Raw genomic sequence first — 18,607 nt, forward strand, 5'->3', positions numbered from 1 at the left:
GGATGTGAATTTGCATGAAAGACCGAACTGTTGGCGGGCGGTTATTTGATATTATCAATATTACGGCTTTGATCTTGTTTGCCGTACTCGCTATGCTGCCGTTTTTATATATCGTTTTTAATTCCTTCATGTCGTCAGAGGAATTTGCCAGGCGCGGTGTCGTGTTTTTTCCAAAGGAATTTTCATTAGATGCGTACAGGTATATCTTCTCTACCAATACAATTGTGCGCAGCCTGTTGAATACGATCTTCATTACGTTGGCGGGGACGGCGATCAACATTATATTTACATCTTTAATGGCCTATCCGCTGTCGCGAAGAGAATTGCATGGAAGAAGGCCGATTATGCTGATGATCATCTTCTCGATGCTGTTTAGCGGAGGAATGATTCCCGCCTTTCTGGTTGTAAAAGCATTAGGCTTAATGAACTCGCTGTGGGCTTTGCTGCTTCCGGGTGCGATTAGCGCATTCAATCTCATTATTCTAAAAAACTTTTTTCAGCAGATGCCTGACGGGATTGAGGAAGCGGCAAAAATCGATGGATGCAATGATGTAGGAATATTAATTAAAATCGTGCTTCCGCTTTCATTGCCGGCAATTGCTACCTTCTCGTTGTTTTACGCGGTAGGGCATTGGAATTCCTTTTTCACGGCCATTCTCTACATTAATGATACGGCTAAATGGCCGATTCAGGTCCTGTTAAGACAGGTCGTTATTATGGCCGAAGGAGGCATTGGCGACGCTAGCCAGATGAGCGAATCGCTTGCGATTCCGGCGCAGTCCGTCAAGATGGCTGTGATAACGGTATCGACGCTTCCGATCCTAATGGTGTATCCATTTTTACAGAAGCATTTTGCCAAAGGCGTTCTGTTGGGTTCGGTTAAAGGATGACGTATTATACGTTGTCATTTAATATAAAACTATGAGAGCAAGGGGAGGATTTTTAAATGAAGGGTTGGAATCGTTTACAAGCTGCTATGAAATTTGGCGGGGCTATCGTTCTATCAGCGGTCCTATTGGCTGGTTGCAGTCAGGGAACAGGCAAAGGTACAAATGGAGCGAAGGAGTCATCATCGCCGACATCTACATCGGCACCAGAGGAAACGGTTAAGCCTGCTGAACCAATTAAACTGTCTATGATTAATCAGTATTATTCGGTTGAGCCGCCAAAAACGGATAATGAAGCGATAAAGTATATTGAGGAATATACCGGCACGAAGCTTGATATAACATGGGTACCTAACTCCGCTTATACGGATAAAATCAATGCGACCATTGCGGGCGGCGAGCTGCCGCAAATTATGATGATAACGGGCAACAAAAGTCCGAGCATCATTAATGCAGCAAAGTCCGGCATGTTCTGGGAAATTGGTTCGTACCTCAAAGATTATCCGAATTTGAGCAAGCTGAATCCGCTTGTGCTCGACAACATCGCCATTGAAGGCAAGACATACGGCGTATTCCGCAGCCGTCCCGTGGCACGCGAAGGCATCATTTTGCGCAAGGATTGGCTGGATGCGGTAGGATTGGAAGCTCCAAAAACAATCGATGATTTCTACAATGTGATCAAAGCTTTTGCCACAAAAGATCCTGATAAGAACGGCAAAAACGATACGTTTGGGATGTACGAGGGCAGAGGCATGAACGGTTTCCAAGCGATGCTCGCTTGGCATGGCGGTTACAATATGTATGGCATTGAAGACGGCAAGGTCGTTCCTGATTTTTTCAAGAGTGAATATTTGGATGTGCTCAAGCTTTATAAACGGTTGTATGAGGAGAAGCTGATCAATCAGGACTTTGCGATTACACCGGGTACAAAGCGCGTAGAAGCGATGAACCAAGGCAATGCCGGGTTGATTATTAGCGCACTAGATGATGTGAACAGCGGTTTTAATGATTTGATCAAAGTAAATCCAAATGCCGAGCTTGATGTAATTAGCAGAATCAACGGTCCAGCGGGCGAGCGTCAGATGCTGTTCAACGGCGGATATAACGGTTTGTATATGTTCCCGAAAACGAGCGTAAAAACCGAGGAAGAGCTTAAAAACATTCTTGCTTTCCTAGATAAGTTATCCGATGAGAAAATTCAAAATTTATTTGAATGGGGAATTGAGGGCAAGCACTACAAACTAGATAACGGAGTACCGGTTCGTACCGACGGCAAAGCCTATGAGACAGATATCAATTCTATTAACCAAATTCGTTACGATGACGGTGCTTTAGTGACAGCAGGTGAGGATGCGCCAATCGTAAAAAAATACAAGCAAATGTTTAAAGACAATGTTGAAATTGTAGTTCCGAATCCGGTAGAGGCTTTCCAATCGGCGACTTTGGCTGAGAAGGGACCCGAAATAACCAAAATACTTACCGATGCCAGGGTGAAATTCATTATGGGCGAGATCGATGAGAGCGCTTGGCAAAAAGCAGTAGAGTTATGGCGGAAAAGCGGCGGAGATCAAGCTATTCAGGAATTGACAGAGCAATACAGCGCTGTACAGAAATAACGGTGCACTTATAGCCATTCCTGAATAGTTAAACTACAATAACGAGACAGGAATTCACCTTTGCATAAAGGGTGAATTCCTTAAGTTATTTGAAATATGGGGGTTTTACTTATTTTGGGAAACCGGCTGCCGAAATTTTTAACGAGATTATTTCTATTCAACATGCTGCTGGGAACTCTTCCTGTCATCGTTCTTGGCGTTCTTTCTTATTACAAGTCCTCCGAGATTATTCAAGATAAAGTGACCAAGGCTAATCGACTGAATTTGGAACAAACACAACAAAGCGTTGAGCAGCTGTTGAAAATGGCGGATTTATCTGCTGTTCAATTTATGAACTCATCTCTTGTGAGCTCAGCTTTAAATATGCCATTGACTGCTAATCAATTCGAAACCGTGAATGAATTGCTTCAAGGCTTGCATAAGCTGCAAAGCTTCGAGCTCGGTATCAATGACATATGGCTCGTCAGCTTCAATAACGGATGGGTGATCGACAACAGCACGGAGGTTTTGCGGCTGGAAGCACTTAATCAAAAGGAAATGATTCATAGCTACGCCAAGGTCGACAAATCAAGCTTTTGGACGACAGCTGACGGGGGAAAGCAGGTTCATTTGGTCAAAAAGCTGCCGGTGCATGCACAAAGCCCCTCGGGATTAATCATTATCAAATTTATGAATAAAGAGATTACTAAATTGTTGACTAATAATAATGAGCTAGGAGAGGTGATGATTCTCGATCATGACGGGATTGTCATTGCGCATAGCAATGAAGCACAAATCGGGCAGGATTTTCGCAATAAGAAAGAGCTGCAGTTTATGTTTGACACGGCAGAAACGGTTGGCGATAACCATGCGGGGGTGAATACCGATATGGGCGTCAATTTCCGTAAATCCTCTTATAATAGCTGGACCTATGTATCCATTTCTTCGGTGAATCTTATTACGAAGGATTCCAAGGTCATTAAATGGTATACCTACACCGCATGTTTGCTGATTTTTGCAGGTACGCTGCTTGTCGCCTTGCTGGGGTCGAGAAAAATGTACAGCCCGATCGGCCGTCTTTACCGCTTTCTAGCGGAGAAGGAGGAAGTATCAACGGTCAAGCACGGCAGTGATGAGTTCCAATATATCGACAGCCAGGTCTATGAAATGCTGTATGCGAAGCATCGTCTCTCCGGCATTATCGAAGGCCAGCAGCGCTATGTAGATGAGCTGTTCATGATCAAGCTTTATCAGGGAGAAGTGAGAGCCCAGGATATGACGGAACGAATGGATGCGATAACGTCAAACCGCAATTGGCATTATATTGGCGTCATGGCGATCCAGATTGATACGCTTGAGGGGACCCGGTATGAGAATAGAGATGAAGAGCTGTTGCTATTCGCTTTAAACAATATTGCCGGCGAGATTTTGCATGACAGCGAAAGGCTGAAGCCTGTCGTTATGCAGCGCACACAGGTTACATTGATCGGCAGCCATGATACATCTGAGGAAATATTCAAGCTAAAAATCAATGCGTATGCCGATGAGACTAGAGAAAAGATTGAGCAGTTTCTGGGCTTGAAAGTAAGTGTAGGAATTAGCCGATTTTATCCAACGGTTGAATCAGCTCCATGGGCCTATCAGGATGCAACCGAGGCGCTTAAATATACGATACGCATGGGACCTAGCTGTATTATTCATATTATGGATGTCGAGCCGGAGGGAACGATCCTCTCGCATATTCCGGATGGCATTAAACAAGAGCTGCTGGATGCGATCAAGCTTGCCGATTATGCTCAGGCTGACCAGCTGCTTCATACGTATCTTCAAGATATTTTCAATGAGAAGGTAGGACATAGAGAATATTTTGTTCCGTTGACATCCTTCCTGCTGGATTTAGTACGAATGGCGCAAAGCCTAGGTGAACCGATAGACTCTCTCTATGATGGAGAAAAGTCACTAATCGATCAGTTGTATCAGCTCAAGACCATTAAGGAAATGGAGCAATGGTTTAGCCAAATTCTTATTTATCCGATGATGAATGTACTCGAGAAGAAACGTAGAAATCAATATGCCAAAATTTCCGATCAAATGCTCGCTATGATCCATGAAGAAGCTGAAACGGATCTTTCATTAGAATTATGCGCATCTCGAATCGGCTATCATCCGGATTATATCCGTGGTGTATTTCGCAAGGAGGTAGGTCTCAATTTCAGCGATTATTTATCGAATTTCCGTTTGCAGTTAGCCAAGAAGCTGCTGGTTGATACCGATTTGAAAATTTTGGAGATTGCTGAACGGCTGAGATACAATAATTCGCAAAATTTTATTCGATATTTTCGCAAGCAAGAAGGCATAACGCCAGGGCAATATCGAGAAAAAAATCAGAGACAGGAGTGATTGATATGATTAGGATTAAGAAGTATTTTGCCGTCCTTATGACGGTTATTCTGCTATTGCCAGCCGGCTTGGCAAGCAAGCCCTTAACTGCGGAAGCAAGCTCGAATGACGCCGTTATTCGAGAGGGCTCCACCTTTTTACTGGATTTTCAAGCCGGCACTTTGCAAAATGGAATTTATCATGACGGAAGCAGCTCTGCCTTCAAGTTCTCAGGCGATACAGCACATGTAGCCTTGAGTGGCGGGCAGCTTGCTGTTGGGCCAGTAGAAGCCTCAACCGTAGGTGTATTTGATTATGGTTTCAACGGCAACCCCACTCATAAATACGACGATTTTGAGCTTTCCTTTGATATGACGGTTACGCATAGGGAGCTGAATAGACAGGCCGGTATCCAGTTTCAAAAGCAGGCCTGGAGCGATGGCTGGGACTCGCAGCTGAAGACGCATATCAGCTATGATGCAAAAATGAACTTTTTTGCAGGGAGCACCTCTATTGCCAATACGGGTAGCGGGAAGTTCCGGGCGATTAAGGATTATGGCGTACCGACGTTAAACCGCGATGTATTGCCATGGGAAACGTTTCGTGTGAAGCAGGTTGTTGATGGCGACCGTGTCCTTACTTATTTAAATGGTTCAGCAACACCCATTGTCGATGTCACTCGATCCTCCGAGGCTCTGCCAGGATTCGTTGGCGTATTTGCCAATGCCAATGTCGGATTCACCATGGATAATTTTCTATTTAACCGCTTAACGCCGGAAGCAGAGCGTGATGGCTTAGGACTGGCAGGCGATACAAACGGCTTTTATCTCTTTATTCCATCTTTAAATGAAAGCGTTTCCAAGTTTCGAGTGACTTATCAAAATATAACCGACAATGGAAGCCCGCAGTCCATCGAATATACGGGACCGAGAGATCAATATGTTTTTGTTGACGGTTTAGATGCAGGGAAGGATTACAGAGTCGTGCTAACCCCCGTCTATACGAGCAGCAGAACGAATGTGGATACGGATATTACGATGTTCAAAAGCGGGACCGTCTTTGTCGGGGCTCCGCTAGACACCCAATTGATGGTATCCAGCGGCGATACTTTTTTCGGACAAACCAAGCAGGTTGAGATTTCCGTCATTGGAGCCGATCAAATCCGATATACGCTGGATGGCTCCGAGCCAAGCCTTACCCACGGGACATTGATCGAAGGCGATACTATTTTTAATGATTCAATCGTAATTAATGCTACCACCACATTGAAAGCTATCGCACTGTTAAATGGAGTGATCAAAGACCAGAAGCAAGTAACGTATACAGCAGGAGTAAATCCGGTTTCGCTAACGAATTCAGCTATATTTCATGATTCTCAGACCCTTGCTATACAATCGGCGTTCGCAGATTCGTTGATCTACACAACGGATGGAACGGAGCCGCTTTATGATCCGGCGACGGATACGGCGTTAAATGGAATAGCTGTTCCTGCTTCAACAGCGGGGCTGACCGTAACGGCATCAACGTATATGAAAGTAAAGGCAGTAAGGGGGGAAATAGTCGGAGCTGCTGCTTCTGCAAAGTATACGAAAGTTCCGCTGCTTGCAAATCAGGTTACCGATTGGGATTTTACAAGCGGCGTGCAGCAGTATGCGGAGGAGCAGGATGAGCTGTATGGCAAGCCGGCGGCCCCTTGGTCGAATCTGCTCGGCTGGGACGTGAATTCGGATACAGGCGTTTGGGCGAATCATATTGATGTAAATCACGTTTATCGGGATTCGGAGGGTGTTCATCTATTTACAACAGATGAGCCGATCGGGGCTTCTACGTCGAATCCAACCTTTTATTTGGAGCCGAACAGCGCAGGTTATCCGAATATTCCTTCTGAATACCGTTATGTCAGCTTAACGATGAAGGTGAACCACACCGCCAATGCCGCTATTTATTTCGGGACGGATGCGGGAGAAGGTACAGACAGGTTGAGCGAATCTAGAAAAATATCGTTTCGCAACACCACTGCAGAGATTCCGGAGTTTCAGAATTATTTGATTGATATCGGCGAGCATGCAGGATGGACGGGGAACATCACCAAGCTACGGATCGATCCGATGGCCACCTATCCGAGTATGAAGGACGGCATTGAGATTATAGTCAAGGAAATCAAGCTGCTGCGCAAGCAGGATCTTCCGCCTGAAATTCGGTTGACTACCTTTCAAACCTCGGCTCAGGAAATCGTATCGCCTGGCGATCAGTTCGTCATTAAAGCTGAAATCGAAAATATTGGCGCCAGTGTCACGGGACTTAACTTGCAGCTAAGCGCTCCGGATTTTCTAGAAATAACGCCAGTATCAGGTTTTGATATCACTGCGCTATCAGCAGGAGAGACCGCAGAAATTGTCTATAATGTCAATGTGCTGGATACAGGGGCTGGTGCAATCGCTTTTTCGGCAAAAGGAAATGGTATCGCAACGACTAGAGGTTTATCTCGTATATTCAGCGTGCCAGCAACGCTGCCCGGCAGCGGACAACAAGATGACGTCATTATCGGAAATGGAGAGAGGCGATTGGTCTTCCCGGCTCCGAGCCATACTGGACTGGAGGGCTACGGCTTCGGCTGGCTGGAGGCGAAACGCGATGGCGTATGGAGCAGAATCGCCGTTATGCCCTCTCTAGGAAGCGTTCAGGAAATAATAGATGACGAGCTTACGGTAAAGGAGCTTTATACAAGCGGGGCTTCGGGCTCCAGCTTCCCAATATCCTTCGAGGCTTCCGATGGAGCATTATGGTCAGGAGCGATCCAAGTTGAAGAGACTGCCTCAGGGAATCTGGAATTGGAGCACACGCTGCAATCGAATCAGGCAAGGAATATTGCAGCGATTATCGGACCCACGCTGCTGCTTGGCGAAGCAGATGTTCCAGCGCTCGATCCGAACTACCGGGTCATTCGTTCAATGACGGATGTGCAAGGCGATTATATTAATGAAGCGCTGTTTCCTGGTCTGGAGTGGCTGGACGATATGACGAATAACAATCAGTCCTCGAATACCGATGCTGTCATCGATAACGTAGACGCTTATCGTTATGTGCCTCATCCGCGCAAGATTACGGTGCCGTTAATGGCCGTTCGAAAAGGTGAGCTGATGTTCGGATTAATGTGGGATGCCAGGCAGAAATGGGACGGTATAAATGATCAACCGTCCGCATTTTTTGGCGTACCCAATCGCCTTGAACGAGGCGAGGACACGATTTCTACCAAACTAAGCTTATTTATTCCTTCGATTTTTAAAGGGGTTAATGAAAATGCAACATTTGCAACCGGCATACCGACCTTTTACGATAAAACAACAGCTAGCGCCAATAATGAAAATCCGGTTCGGCAGTCTTATCTGTTAGGCGCTAACCAAGCACTAAAGCTCCAATCCGAGTTGTTTGTTAAGGAAGGGACGGAAATGTCCGCGACCATTGAAGAATGGACGAAGGAGCACGGGCTAGCAGAGCCGCTCCCATACGCACATGGTACGATGCAGCAGGAAAGCGAGGCTATTCTGACCAGTTTCGAAAATTTATGGTCGCCCTCGGACAATAAATGGATGAATCGTATCGGGCCTGCGGCGACGCCTATGATTACATCTGCATTTGTTACACCCTATACTCTATTGAATAAATACGCCGCCGCCTCTTATCAAGACATTGCAGAGCAGCGAGTTCAAACAGCAATGGCTGGATTAGGCAGCAATTATTCTGCTTATGGTTACATTCTTCCTTTTTATCTGGAAGGAATAGCCGCAAAAACGATGGAGACTATGCAAGGCGTCAATGTAGACGCCTTGATCTCAACGGCGAAGCTCGTAAATCCCGCTGATGTAACAGAGGGCGTTTATTGGGATTACGAAACCTTCATTAAACGAAAGGGATTTCCATCTAGTCCTTTTATCGGTCAATTATCAGACGTGACGGCGGGATCAAATGCTGAATTTTTATTCAAAATGCTTAGACATGCTCGGCTGACTGGCAATGGAAATGCGACAACCTACGGACTTGCCGGCTTAAATTATATGAATGACAACTTTACGATGCCTAGAGGCTCGCAGTCATGGGAGCTGAGAAATATGATTCCTGAGCTGGGAACGGCGGCACTTGCAGTAAGAGCCAATGTGGAAGCATACACACTGACGAGCGAAGACAAATATTTGGAAAATGCCAAGCTATGGGCGGGAAGAGGACTACCTTTCATTTATCTATGGAGTGATGGAAGCTATGGCATAGAGAAAGCTGACGGCAGGGGAGGATTTTTTGGCAGCCATACATTTATGGAATATTCAGCTATCGCTTCCTTTGGGCAATCCATCTATCGGAGCAACGGTGTGCCGCTTCCTTCTACCTGGTTCGGGCGGCCAGTCCAGTGGTCCGGGCATGATTACGGGATTGCACTGATGGAGCTATATGAATCTATGATGTCATCTGGTTTATGGGAGGATTATTTGGATGCGGGAGGCATTGACTACTCCAAAATCAGTGAGGGTTTATCCGTTAGCGGATCAAGGCAAACGACGGCCGCCGATAGCCGGTACCCTACTCATTTGTATGATGCAACAAGTTTGCTGAAATGGGAAACCTCAGACTACCTATACCCGAATTACCAAGGTGCTGAGCTGCTTAGCCTGCTTGTGGGAGAACGTACAAATCCGGTAACGAAGATGGTGCGGATCGGAACGCACGATATTCGAATAAGTGCTTTGGCGGATATTGAGCTGCTTGATGTTCAGTCGGATCAAATGAGCTTACGTCTCCGTTTCTCGTCTCCTGGTGAATATACGGTGTTTTTGCAGGGGATTGAGGCTGTCGGAAACGTTGAGCTCATACAAGCGGAGTCAGGCTCAGCGGTAAAATCATTTGCGGTTAGACCGGTAAGCGGTTATGGAGAAATTCATGTAGTGGCAGTGGGAGAAGGAGATACGGAGGTGGATATCGCGATCACCTCACTGGTTGTTCATAGCTAAATGTCAGCAGCAAATTCCTCCTGGGAATGAGGGGAACCAGTAGCTTACTCTGACGATTTGCTCCATTGGAAGGCGATCGACATTCCTCTGCTCCCTCATGGAGAGTCCAGCGAGCTGGACATCTCGGGTTGAGGTGTTCGAGGGACAGGATGAGTGGCTGTAAGAACAGATATGTGCTTACAGCCATCATCCGTATGAAGTCACACATCATGGCGATCTATATAAGCGCTTCCTATTGAGCGGTAGCGACAATATCAAATCTGCTATAACTCTCCTCTTCCCCCTCTCCCGTTTAAGGCCTCACTTGCCCCCTCTAATATCCGGAATAAGCCTATTTATTTTGGCGCAATAACTTTGTCTTTACATACTGAAAACCCGAAACCCCAAGTAATTACAGGGGTTTTAGCTGTTCCTAAATCGAAAAGGGATAGCATCACAAAAATAGAAGGGTCACTTTCAGAGTGAAGGAGTAGCAGCACAAAAAGTGGGGATTTCAGCAAACGCACCCTACATGTTACTTTAGGTTGGCAAGGCGTTGCTGAACCGAATTAAAACTTGCATAAGAAAGGGGGATTACATTGAAGCAGCATTCGCAGTCGGCGGCTCGTGCTCCTATGCCTGACATGCCGAAGACAGGTACAGGCTCAAGCTGGATAACATCCATGCGGAAGGAATTAACTCGGAATCGATTTCTTTATATGCTTTTAGTGCCTGTAGCCATTTATTTATTGCTGTTCAAATACGCACCGATGGCTGGAGAAATCATTGCGTTCAAAAATTATCGATTGTCCGAGGGGATTTGGGGAAGCTCGTGGGTAGGATTTCAACAGTTTGAGAAGCTGTTTGCAAGCCGTGAATTTTATATCGTATTAAAAAATACACTGTTGCTCAACCTGTATCATTTAATTTTTGCTTTTCCTGCCCCGATTCTGCTCGCGATTATGCTTAATGAAGTAAGGGTGGAGTGGTATAAACGGACTTTGCAAAACTTGTTGTACATTCCTCATTTTATTTCGTGGATCGTCCTTGGCAGCATCATTATTGCACTGCTATCGCCATCTACAGGAATTGTGAATTATTTACTGCAAGCGTTTGGGATTGATCCGATCTATTTTATGGCTGACAAGTTCTGGTGGCCGGTGACGTTCATTGTGTCCGGTATTTGGAAAGAAGCAGGATTTGGGACGATTCTTTATTTGGCAGCGATGGCATCGATTGATCCGACGTTGTATGAAGCAGTCAAAATTGACGGTGCCAATAAAATAAGACAAATCTGGCATGTTACACTGCCAGGCATTCGCAGTACAATCGCGATTCTTCTTATTCTGCAAGTTGGTAAAATGATGGACGTTGGTTTCGAACAAGTATATGCACTGCGGAATCCGGCGGTAACGAGCGTGGCCGAGGTTATCAGTACCTTCGTGTATACCCGGGGGATTGTAAACTTGCAATACAGCTACACTACCGCATTAGGTTTGTTCCAATCACTAATCGCGCTTATCCTCATTGTGTCAGTGAATCGAATTATAAAAGCGCTGGGAGAACGAGGATTATGGTAAAGGACGAAAGGAGTGATGCATTCTGAAGCTTGGAAAACAAACCGTTTCATCGATACTATTTCGCTGGTTTAATTACATCTTGCTAGCATTGCTCGCCTACATGGCATTATTCCCGTTCATTAACGTCATTGCTGTATCGTTTAGCAGCAGCAGGGCAATTAATGCGGCGGAAATCTTCATGTGGCCGGTTGAATTCAATATGGAAGCATATGTAAAGTTACTGAAAGACGGTCAATTAATAATAGCAATGAAGAACACCGTTGTGATTACAGTAATTGGAACGGCGTTGAATATGTTTTTTACGATCATTGCCGCATATCCGCTCTCTAAAGCAAGATTGAAGGGCAGAAATTTCATGCTGATGGCCATTCTATTTACGATGCTGTTCAGCGGCGGATTGATTCCTAATTTTCTGCTTATCAATAGCATTGGACTCACAAATACGTATTGGTCACTTTGGCTTCCAGCACTTATAAGCGCTTACAATATGTTCGTAATGAAAACATTCCTGGAAGGGCTGCCTGATGAGCTGGAAGAATCCGCTGCGATTGACGGTGCTGGTGATTTCACTATTTTATGGCGAATTATTTTGCCGCTATCGAAACCGGTCATCGCCGCATTGACGCTGTTCTATGCAGTAGGCTGGTGGAATTCCTATATGAATGTCCTAATCTATATTCGCAGTACAGATAAGGTGTCATTGATGGTGAAATTGTATCAGATGATTGACTTGGTAAGTCCGGAACTGCTGCGCGGAAGCGGGGAAGGTGTTTCGCAGATTTCGATTACGCCGGAAGGTATTCGGGCAGCAGCAGTCGTATTCGCTATTGTGCCGATATTATGTGTGTATCCATTTTTGCAAAAGCATTTTATTAAAGGCGTGCTGCTAGGCTCCATTAAAGGATAGCTGCCGAAATGTATGAAATGAGCTGAATATCAAGTGCGCTTAACAGGCGCGTTTCGATATATAAATTAATTTTGTAGGAGGTCAAGTATGAAGCGAAATAGAATACAAAAAGGGAAAATGTTATTTATGCTGGTTATGATCATGGCGTTCTTGGCAACGGCGTGTTCGAACAGTGGTGAAAGCAATGGCTCTGAGAAGCCGACAAACGAGGCTACGAACAAGCCGACCAATGAGTCTACAAGCGGAGAAAAGGACCCTTATGACGGATTACCTAAGAAAGTTAGTATTTCCACATTTGATAGAGGTCAAGTATCCAGCGATGAGGGCACCTATGAGGACAACCGTTGGGTGAAATGGATTCGCGAGCAATCGGGTATTGATGTGTCGATCGTTCCAGTACCGCGCAACCAAGCGCAGGATACGCTTAACGTATTGATTGCATCGAAACAAGCGCCGGACCTGCTATGGGAGTATGACAGAACCTATATTGGCAAATTGGTTACCCAAGGGGTTATCCAGCCGATTGGGGAATATATAGAGAAATACAGCACGACTTACAAAAAATATTTGGAAGACAATCCAGATTTGCTGCCTTATATTACTTTCGATGGCGAAGTCTATGCAGCTGTGACGAAACGTGCGATTACAGCCATTGTTAATCATGGTATGTGGATAAGACAGGACTGGCTGGATGAATTGCAGCTTGAAAGGCCGACGACAGTGGAGGAGCTAGTTGCTGTAGCAAAAGCGATGAAAGAGCGTTATCCTGACAGCACGCCAATTGTTGGTCATACAACATTTGATATTTATTCTGCTCTCTATGCCGCAATGAACAATCAATGGTATGTGGAAGATGGGAAGATGGTATATGGTGCGACGCTTGATCGTTTCGGTGAAGCGATAGCACTGGAGAAGCAAATGTACGATTTGGGACTGGTCGATCGTGAATATTTAACTGATAGCAACAATCAGCGTGCAACGCAGCTGTGGACAACAGGCAAGGCTGGTATCTATATGGGGCAATGGGGACTCGGAAATACCGATATTTTAACGAAAGATCTACTCATTAATGTGCCGGACGCTAAGCCGGAGCCACTTGAAGCGGTTGCTACACCGCATGGCAAATATGGTACGTATCAGGAGGCTTCGCCGCTATTTTATGTCACTTTCAATAAGGATATGAAAAATCCGAAAGCTGCCATGGAATATTTGGATTGGATTTTGGAAAAGGGTTGGTTCACACTCGTGAATGGCGAGGCAGGCGTCCATCATGAAATGGTAGGTGACGTTGCGAAGCGTCTTGATCCTGATAAATTTACAAAAGAAGTGATTTTTGCAGGTGAATATGCTGTATTGCGTGATGAGAGCGGTTTCAAAGCTGAGAATTTGCTCGTTCAAGCGGCCAGTGATGACGTTTCACAACGCATTGCCAAGCTCGATATGGAATCACTCGATATTGTATTGAAAAATGAGTTCCGACGCGATATTCCTTATCAACCAAGCTTTGATGAAATTAATGAAATTCGTTCAACGTTGGACACCTTTATTAAGGAAACACGCGCTAATGCAGTCACACAAGGAGCGAAATATACAGGACAGTGGGCACTAGATGAAATTCGCAAGGAATGGAAACGTTTGGGCGGTGAAAAAGCAGAAGAGATTGCTCAGAAGTGGTATGAAGAAAATAAATCCAGCTTCTAAATTGTAAGCTTTGGCTCTGGAAGAAGATACTGAGGGGGAACGGAAATGAAGCTCGTACAACATCGGCGACTTACTAAAGCGGTTGCAATCCTATCGACGCTGCTGTTCTTCCTCGTGTTTTCTTCTGCCTTTTTAACGTATTCCGTATTCAACCGTCAATTGGAAGGGCAGTTAACCAGTACAAACATGGAGCTGCTCGGACAGATGGACCATAAGCTGGAACTGTCGCTTAAGCATATTGATAAAACGGCTATTCAACTGCTGAAGGCATACGAGGTAGGTCGATTCTTCAATAATGAGCTGAGCGAGCAGGAAACTCAGAACAATTCATTTCGTGTATCGACTCTCATTACGAATGCGATCAACAGTATCGATTATATATTTTCGATTGATCTATATGCGTACGACAAGCAACGGCTCGTTTCTGGAAATGTATTAACTGAACAGGATTATAAGCTGGATTTTTCATGGATTCCTGAGTTTCAGCAGTATGAGGGGTATTTCAACTGGATGTCAACTCGGAAGGTACAGCTTAATCATTCGCAATATCCGATATACCGCAATGTTGTCACGCTGGTTCGCTCCTACCCGCTTATTCATTCTCCAGGTACGCGCGAAGGCGCGATGGCTGTCAATATTAAGGAGGATTTGCTGTATGGCTTGATTCGAAATACGGCACCGATGGATAAAGGACAGACCTTCATTATGAATAATGAAGGCGTCGTGGTGCTGCATGCTGACCAGAGCAAGCTGGGCAAGGATATTAGCGAATTTGCGTACATCGATCAAATATTAAATGCTCAGGGAGCGAGCGGTCATTTCTCTGAGGAGGTTGAACAGACGGCAAGCTCTGTTTTTTATGTGAAATCAGATTATACCGGCTGGAATATTGTGCGAGTTGTGCCAGATGCACAGTTTATGAAGCCGCTGTATGCCATTCGCAATGGACTGCTTATCCTTGCAATCGTATTGTTTGTGGTGGCGACAGCATCGGCAGCGATGGTGGGACGCTGGATTTTCAAGCCGGTCAATCGTTTTATTCAGGTGATGACACGGCATTTGACGACTCATTCGAAGGAAACGGCAACACGTAAATATACAGATGAATTCCAATATTTTGAGTCGACGGTACAGCATATTTTACAAGATCGGGAAGATTTGCATAAGCAGGTGATCGAAAGCAAGCCGCTCATCAAATGGCAGCTGCTGACTGAATTGTTGTCTGAGAAACGCAAAAATTTCGCGGTGTTACAGCCTTATATGGACATGCTTGGCATTAGTTTGTATCCGGATCATTTTATCGTGATGAGCATTGAATTTGACAATAAGCATGAAATTGCTTCGCCACGGGATTTGCAGCTGTATGCTTATGCGCTCTGCAATGTGGCTGAGGAATTGATGAATGCAGAGAGCCGCGGAATCGCAGTGGAGCTGAGCATCGGCAAGTGCGCGGTCATAATGAGCTTTGGTGATGGCGATGAGTCGGAGCGACTTATGATGCGGGCGGTGGCCGTTGCGGATTTAATGAAAGATTTCGTTCAGGAATACTTTAACCGAACGATTACGATTGGTATTGGAGATATTGTTGAAACGGTCAACGATATTCATCGCTCCTATAAGCAATCGCTTGAGGCTTTGCGCTATAAGCTTGTGATGGGCAGCAATTCGATTATTACGAAAGAGGATGTTTTCAGCGATCAATCCCCGCAATTTTATCGGTTATTCGCTATGACAGATGGGATCGTTGCTTCGGTCAAGGCGTCAGATGCGGATAAAATGAAGCTGCAAGTGCACAGATGGTTCGACTCTTTCACCGAGCATGTTGTGCCGCCGGAAATGATTATGCAGCTCATTGTGCAATGTCTAATGAAGGCGGCGACCGCAGCTGTAGAGATTGGCATCGATCCGGAAGGGATCTTTCCAGAGCAGTACATGGTTGAGATGCTGAATCAGTATGAGCAGCTGCACCATCTTGAGGCATTTACAATCCAATCACTCACGAGCTTCATCGAACGGATTAAGGAAAAACGAAATAACAGGGAACGAAATGATGTCATTGACAATGTGATGGTCTATATTCAAAAGCATTATATGCGCAGCGACTTATCGCTCAACTTGCTCGCAAGCGAGTTCCATTTGAGTGTATCCCATCTCAGCAAGCTGTTCAAAGAACAGAAGGAATGCAATTTCATCGATTATTTGATGGAGACGCGCATGAATAAGGCAAAGCAGCTGCTAAAGGATACGGAAGAGAAAATTCGCGATATTGCGGAGTGCGTGGGCTATACGAATGTGAATAGCTTTGTACGAATTTTTAAGAAGATAACGGGATTTACACCTACGGAATTCAGAGAGCGGTCACGGGGAGAGCAAGACGAGGAAGTCAGTTCAATCCTATAGAGGAGAGGAAGGGCACAGCATGCTTATTCGCAAGTTGAAGGACCCTTTAACGAACATCGATATTCAGGCTGTTGGGAATCCCGGTGCGGATACCGGTCAGAACTATTTTACAGCACAAACCTGGATGGCAGACAGCCGTCATATAGTTGTTTGCACAGATATTGATGAGAACAAAACGGGACGTTATGTACGTTTTGATACAGAGACGGGAGCGACAGAGACGGTGCTGATAGACCTTAGCTGGGGATGCGGCATCGTATCGGCAAATGATCTGTTCTATTATTACGTTGGTTCTGCCATTTATGAATATAACTTGCATACGCAGTTGTGTCGTACCGTCTGCAGTATGGAGACGGGGACTCAGCTGTATGGTCCGCTCTCCATCACCAACGACGGGAGAAAACTCGGGATTTATTGGAAGCGCGGAGACGATTGGGTGATCGGGACAGCTCAGGTCGACACGGGTTCGGTCACCGAGGTAGCTGCACCGGGCTTTCAAGAGCCATACCCTATTGCGAATCATTCCATGATTAATCCTCAATATGATCACCTTGTATTTTTTGCTCATGAGGGCAAGACGGAGCATATTGCTGATCGCATCTATGTCGCAGATACAACGACGAATGAGATACGCAATGTGTTTCGCCAGCAGCGGCTGGATACGAGTGAGCATGTAGAGTATGTCGGGCATGAGATGTGGGCGGCAGACGGAGAACACCTGTATTTCATTAAGTATCCGCAAAGCCCGCTTAAACCGACAGGAGTATATCGGGTTGAAAAATGGGGAAAAGAGCGGGAGTTTATTAATGGCGACTACAGGTATTGGCATGTAGCAACTAGCCCAGATGGACGCTATGCAGTTGCAGATACGATTGAAGAGGGGATGCATGTAAGCAAAATTGTCTTGATCAATTTGGAGACGCGAACCTCTAAGCTGCTGTGCGAGCTGCCTCTATGGAGAGAGCATCCCGGACATCCTCACCCGATGTTCAGTCCCAATAGCAATAGGGTATCGTTTACTTTTGCAGATGAGGATCAGCACTTATGGATTGGTGTAATTGACCTTGATCAAATTTCTGAGGAGGAATGATATGACAGGGCAGATGACAGATGCGATGAGCAGAATCTACAGCTGCATGACCGGTGATCACCAGGGCATTTGGGGCATGGATATCAATCATTGGGACTGGGTTCCTGGTGTAGGTGTCATTTCAATTTTGGACTACGGAGAGAAGATAGGGCAAGCGGAAGCGATTCATTACGTTCAAACATGGGTAGAGCGGAATAAGCATAAAGCCGATGCTCTGAATGTAATTAATGCCATGGCGCCTTATGCTGTATTTCCAGCTTTGTATCGCCGTACTGGGGAGAAGTGGCTGCTGGCCAAATCGCAGGAAATTGCACAGTGGATGCTGTATGAAGCGCCGCGGACTCGCGAGCGGGCTTTCGAGCATACCGTTACAGAAGCTGTTGAATTCCGCGAACAGGTGTGGGCGGATACGGTGTTTATGGCGGTGCTTTTTCTAGCACGTCTGGCCAAATTGACGGGTGACAAGCAGCTGGCCGAAGAGGCGCTGGAGCAGACGATGCTTCACTTGCAGCTGCTGCAGGATACAAATACGGGATTGTTATACCACGGCTGGAACTGTGAAGCAGGCAACCATTTGTCAGCGGTTCATTGGGCAAGGGCAAATGCTTGGATTGTTATGAGCGTACCTGAGATTATGACGGAAATCAGTGGATTAGCTGTCATCCCAGCAGAGCTTTATGAACGCTATCGCACCCTTGCTGCAGCACTTCGCTCTTGTCAGGCAGCAGACGGGCTTTGGCATACAGTGCTGGATCGCGTCGATACGTATAAAGAAACATCGGCAAGTGCCGGAATCGCATGCGGCTTTCTTAGAGGAATCGATGCGGGACTACTCGATGTCTCGTTCATGGAGCCGGCTGAGCGTACACTAACCGGTGTGCTTTCCTTAATCAATCCGGTTGGTGAAGTGGCTGGAGTATCAGGCGGAACACCCATTATGCCATCCGTGGATGCGTATAATCAAATTAAGATCTATCCGACGCTATATGGGCAAGGATTGACTCTGCAGCTGTTGACACAATTCAAGTACAGTTCTGCAAGTGAACAAGCAACGGAAGGTAAATAGAATACAAGCGAGGGATGAAATAA

At 45.7% G+C, this 18,607-nt stretch carries 10 protein-coding genes; all 10 read left to right on the forward strand.

The genetic code is table 11. From position 1 onward, the window contains the following. Positions 1-14 precede the first annotated feature (14 nt). Positions 15-890: a carbohydrate ABC transporter permease gene (locus AC787_RS01360; RefSeq protein WP_054023150.1), complete on the forward strand. Its 876-nt coding sequence runs from the start codon at positions 15-17 to the stop codon at positions 888-890. A gap of 56 nt (positions 891-946) precedes the next feature. After that, complete coding sequence (locus AC787_RS01365) at positions 947-2,503, forward strand: extracellular solute-binding protein (RefSeq protein ID WP_054023151.1); 1,557 nt, start codon at positions 947-949, stop codon at positions 2,501-2,503. 114 nt (positions 2,504-2,617) lie between these two features. Further along, positions 2,618-4,882, forward strand: coding sequence for a helix-turn-helix domain-containing protein (locus AC787_RS01370; protein WP_054023152.1), 2,265 nt, complete (start codon positions 2,618-2,620; stop codon positions 4,880-4,882). A gap of 5 nt (positions 4,883-4,887) precedes the next feature. Beyond that, positions 4,888-9,861: an FN3 associated domain-containing protein gene (locus tag AC787_RS01375; RefSeq protein ID WP_054023153.1), complete on the forward strand. Its 4,974-nt coding sequence runs from the start codon at positions 4,888-4,890 to the stop codon at positions 9,859-9,861. 578 nt (positions 9,862-10,439) lie between these two features. Then, the gene (locus tag AC787_RS01380; protein ID WP_235560874.1) at positions 10,440-11,420 is read left to right on the forward strand and encodes an ABC transporter permease; all 981 of its coding nucleotides are present in this window, start codon (positions 10,440-10,442) and stop codon (positions 11,418-11,420) included. A gap of 79 nt (positions 11,421-11,499) precedes the next feature. Then, positions 11,500-12,327, forward strand: coding sequence for a carbohydrate ABC transporter permease (locus tag AC787_RS01385; protein WP_235560875.1), 828 nt, complete (start codon positions 11,500-11,502; stop codon positions 12,325-12,327). Between the two features lie 87 nt (positions 12,328-12,414). Next, positions 12,415-14,028 (forward strand): extracellular solute-binding protein, encoded by a 1,614-nt coding sequence (locus AC787_RS01390; RefSeq protein ID WP_054023155.1) that lies wholly within the window; start codon positions 12,415-12,417, stop codon positions 14,026-14,028. A 45-nt stretch (positions 14,029-14,073) separates the two neighbouring features. After that, the gene (locus AC787_RS01395; protein ID WP_054023156.1) at positions 14,074-16,428 is read left to right on the forward strand and encodes a helix-turn-helix domain-containing protein; all 2,355 of its coding nucleotides are present in this window, start codon (positions 14,074-14,076) and stop codon (positions 16,426-16,428) included. Positions 16,429-16,447: 19 nt separating this feature from the next. Then, on the forward strand, positions 16,448-17,518 hold the full coding sequence (locus AC787_RS01400) for a TolB family protein (RefSeq protein ID WP_054023157.1): 1,071 nt from the start codon (positions 16,448-16,450) through the stop codon (positions 17,516-17,518). 1 nt (position 17,519) lies between these two features. Further along, the gene (locus AC787_RS01405) at positions 17,520-18,584 is read left to right on the forward strand and encodes a glycoside hydrolase family 105 protein (RefSeq protein WP_235560876.1); all 1,065 of its coding nucleotides are present in this window, start codon (positions 17,520-17,522) and stop codon (positions 18,582-18,584) included. Positions 18,585-18,607 lie beyond the last annotated feature (23 nt).

Source organism: Bacillus sp. FJAT-28004 (assembly GCF_001280845.1).
Taxonomy (GTDB): Bacteria; Bacillota; Bacilli; order Paenibacillales; family Paenibacillaceae; genus Pristimantibacillus.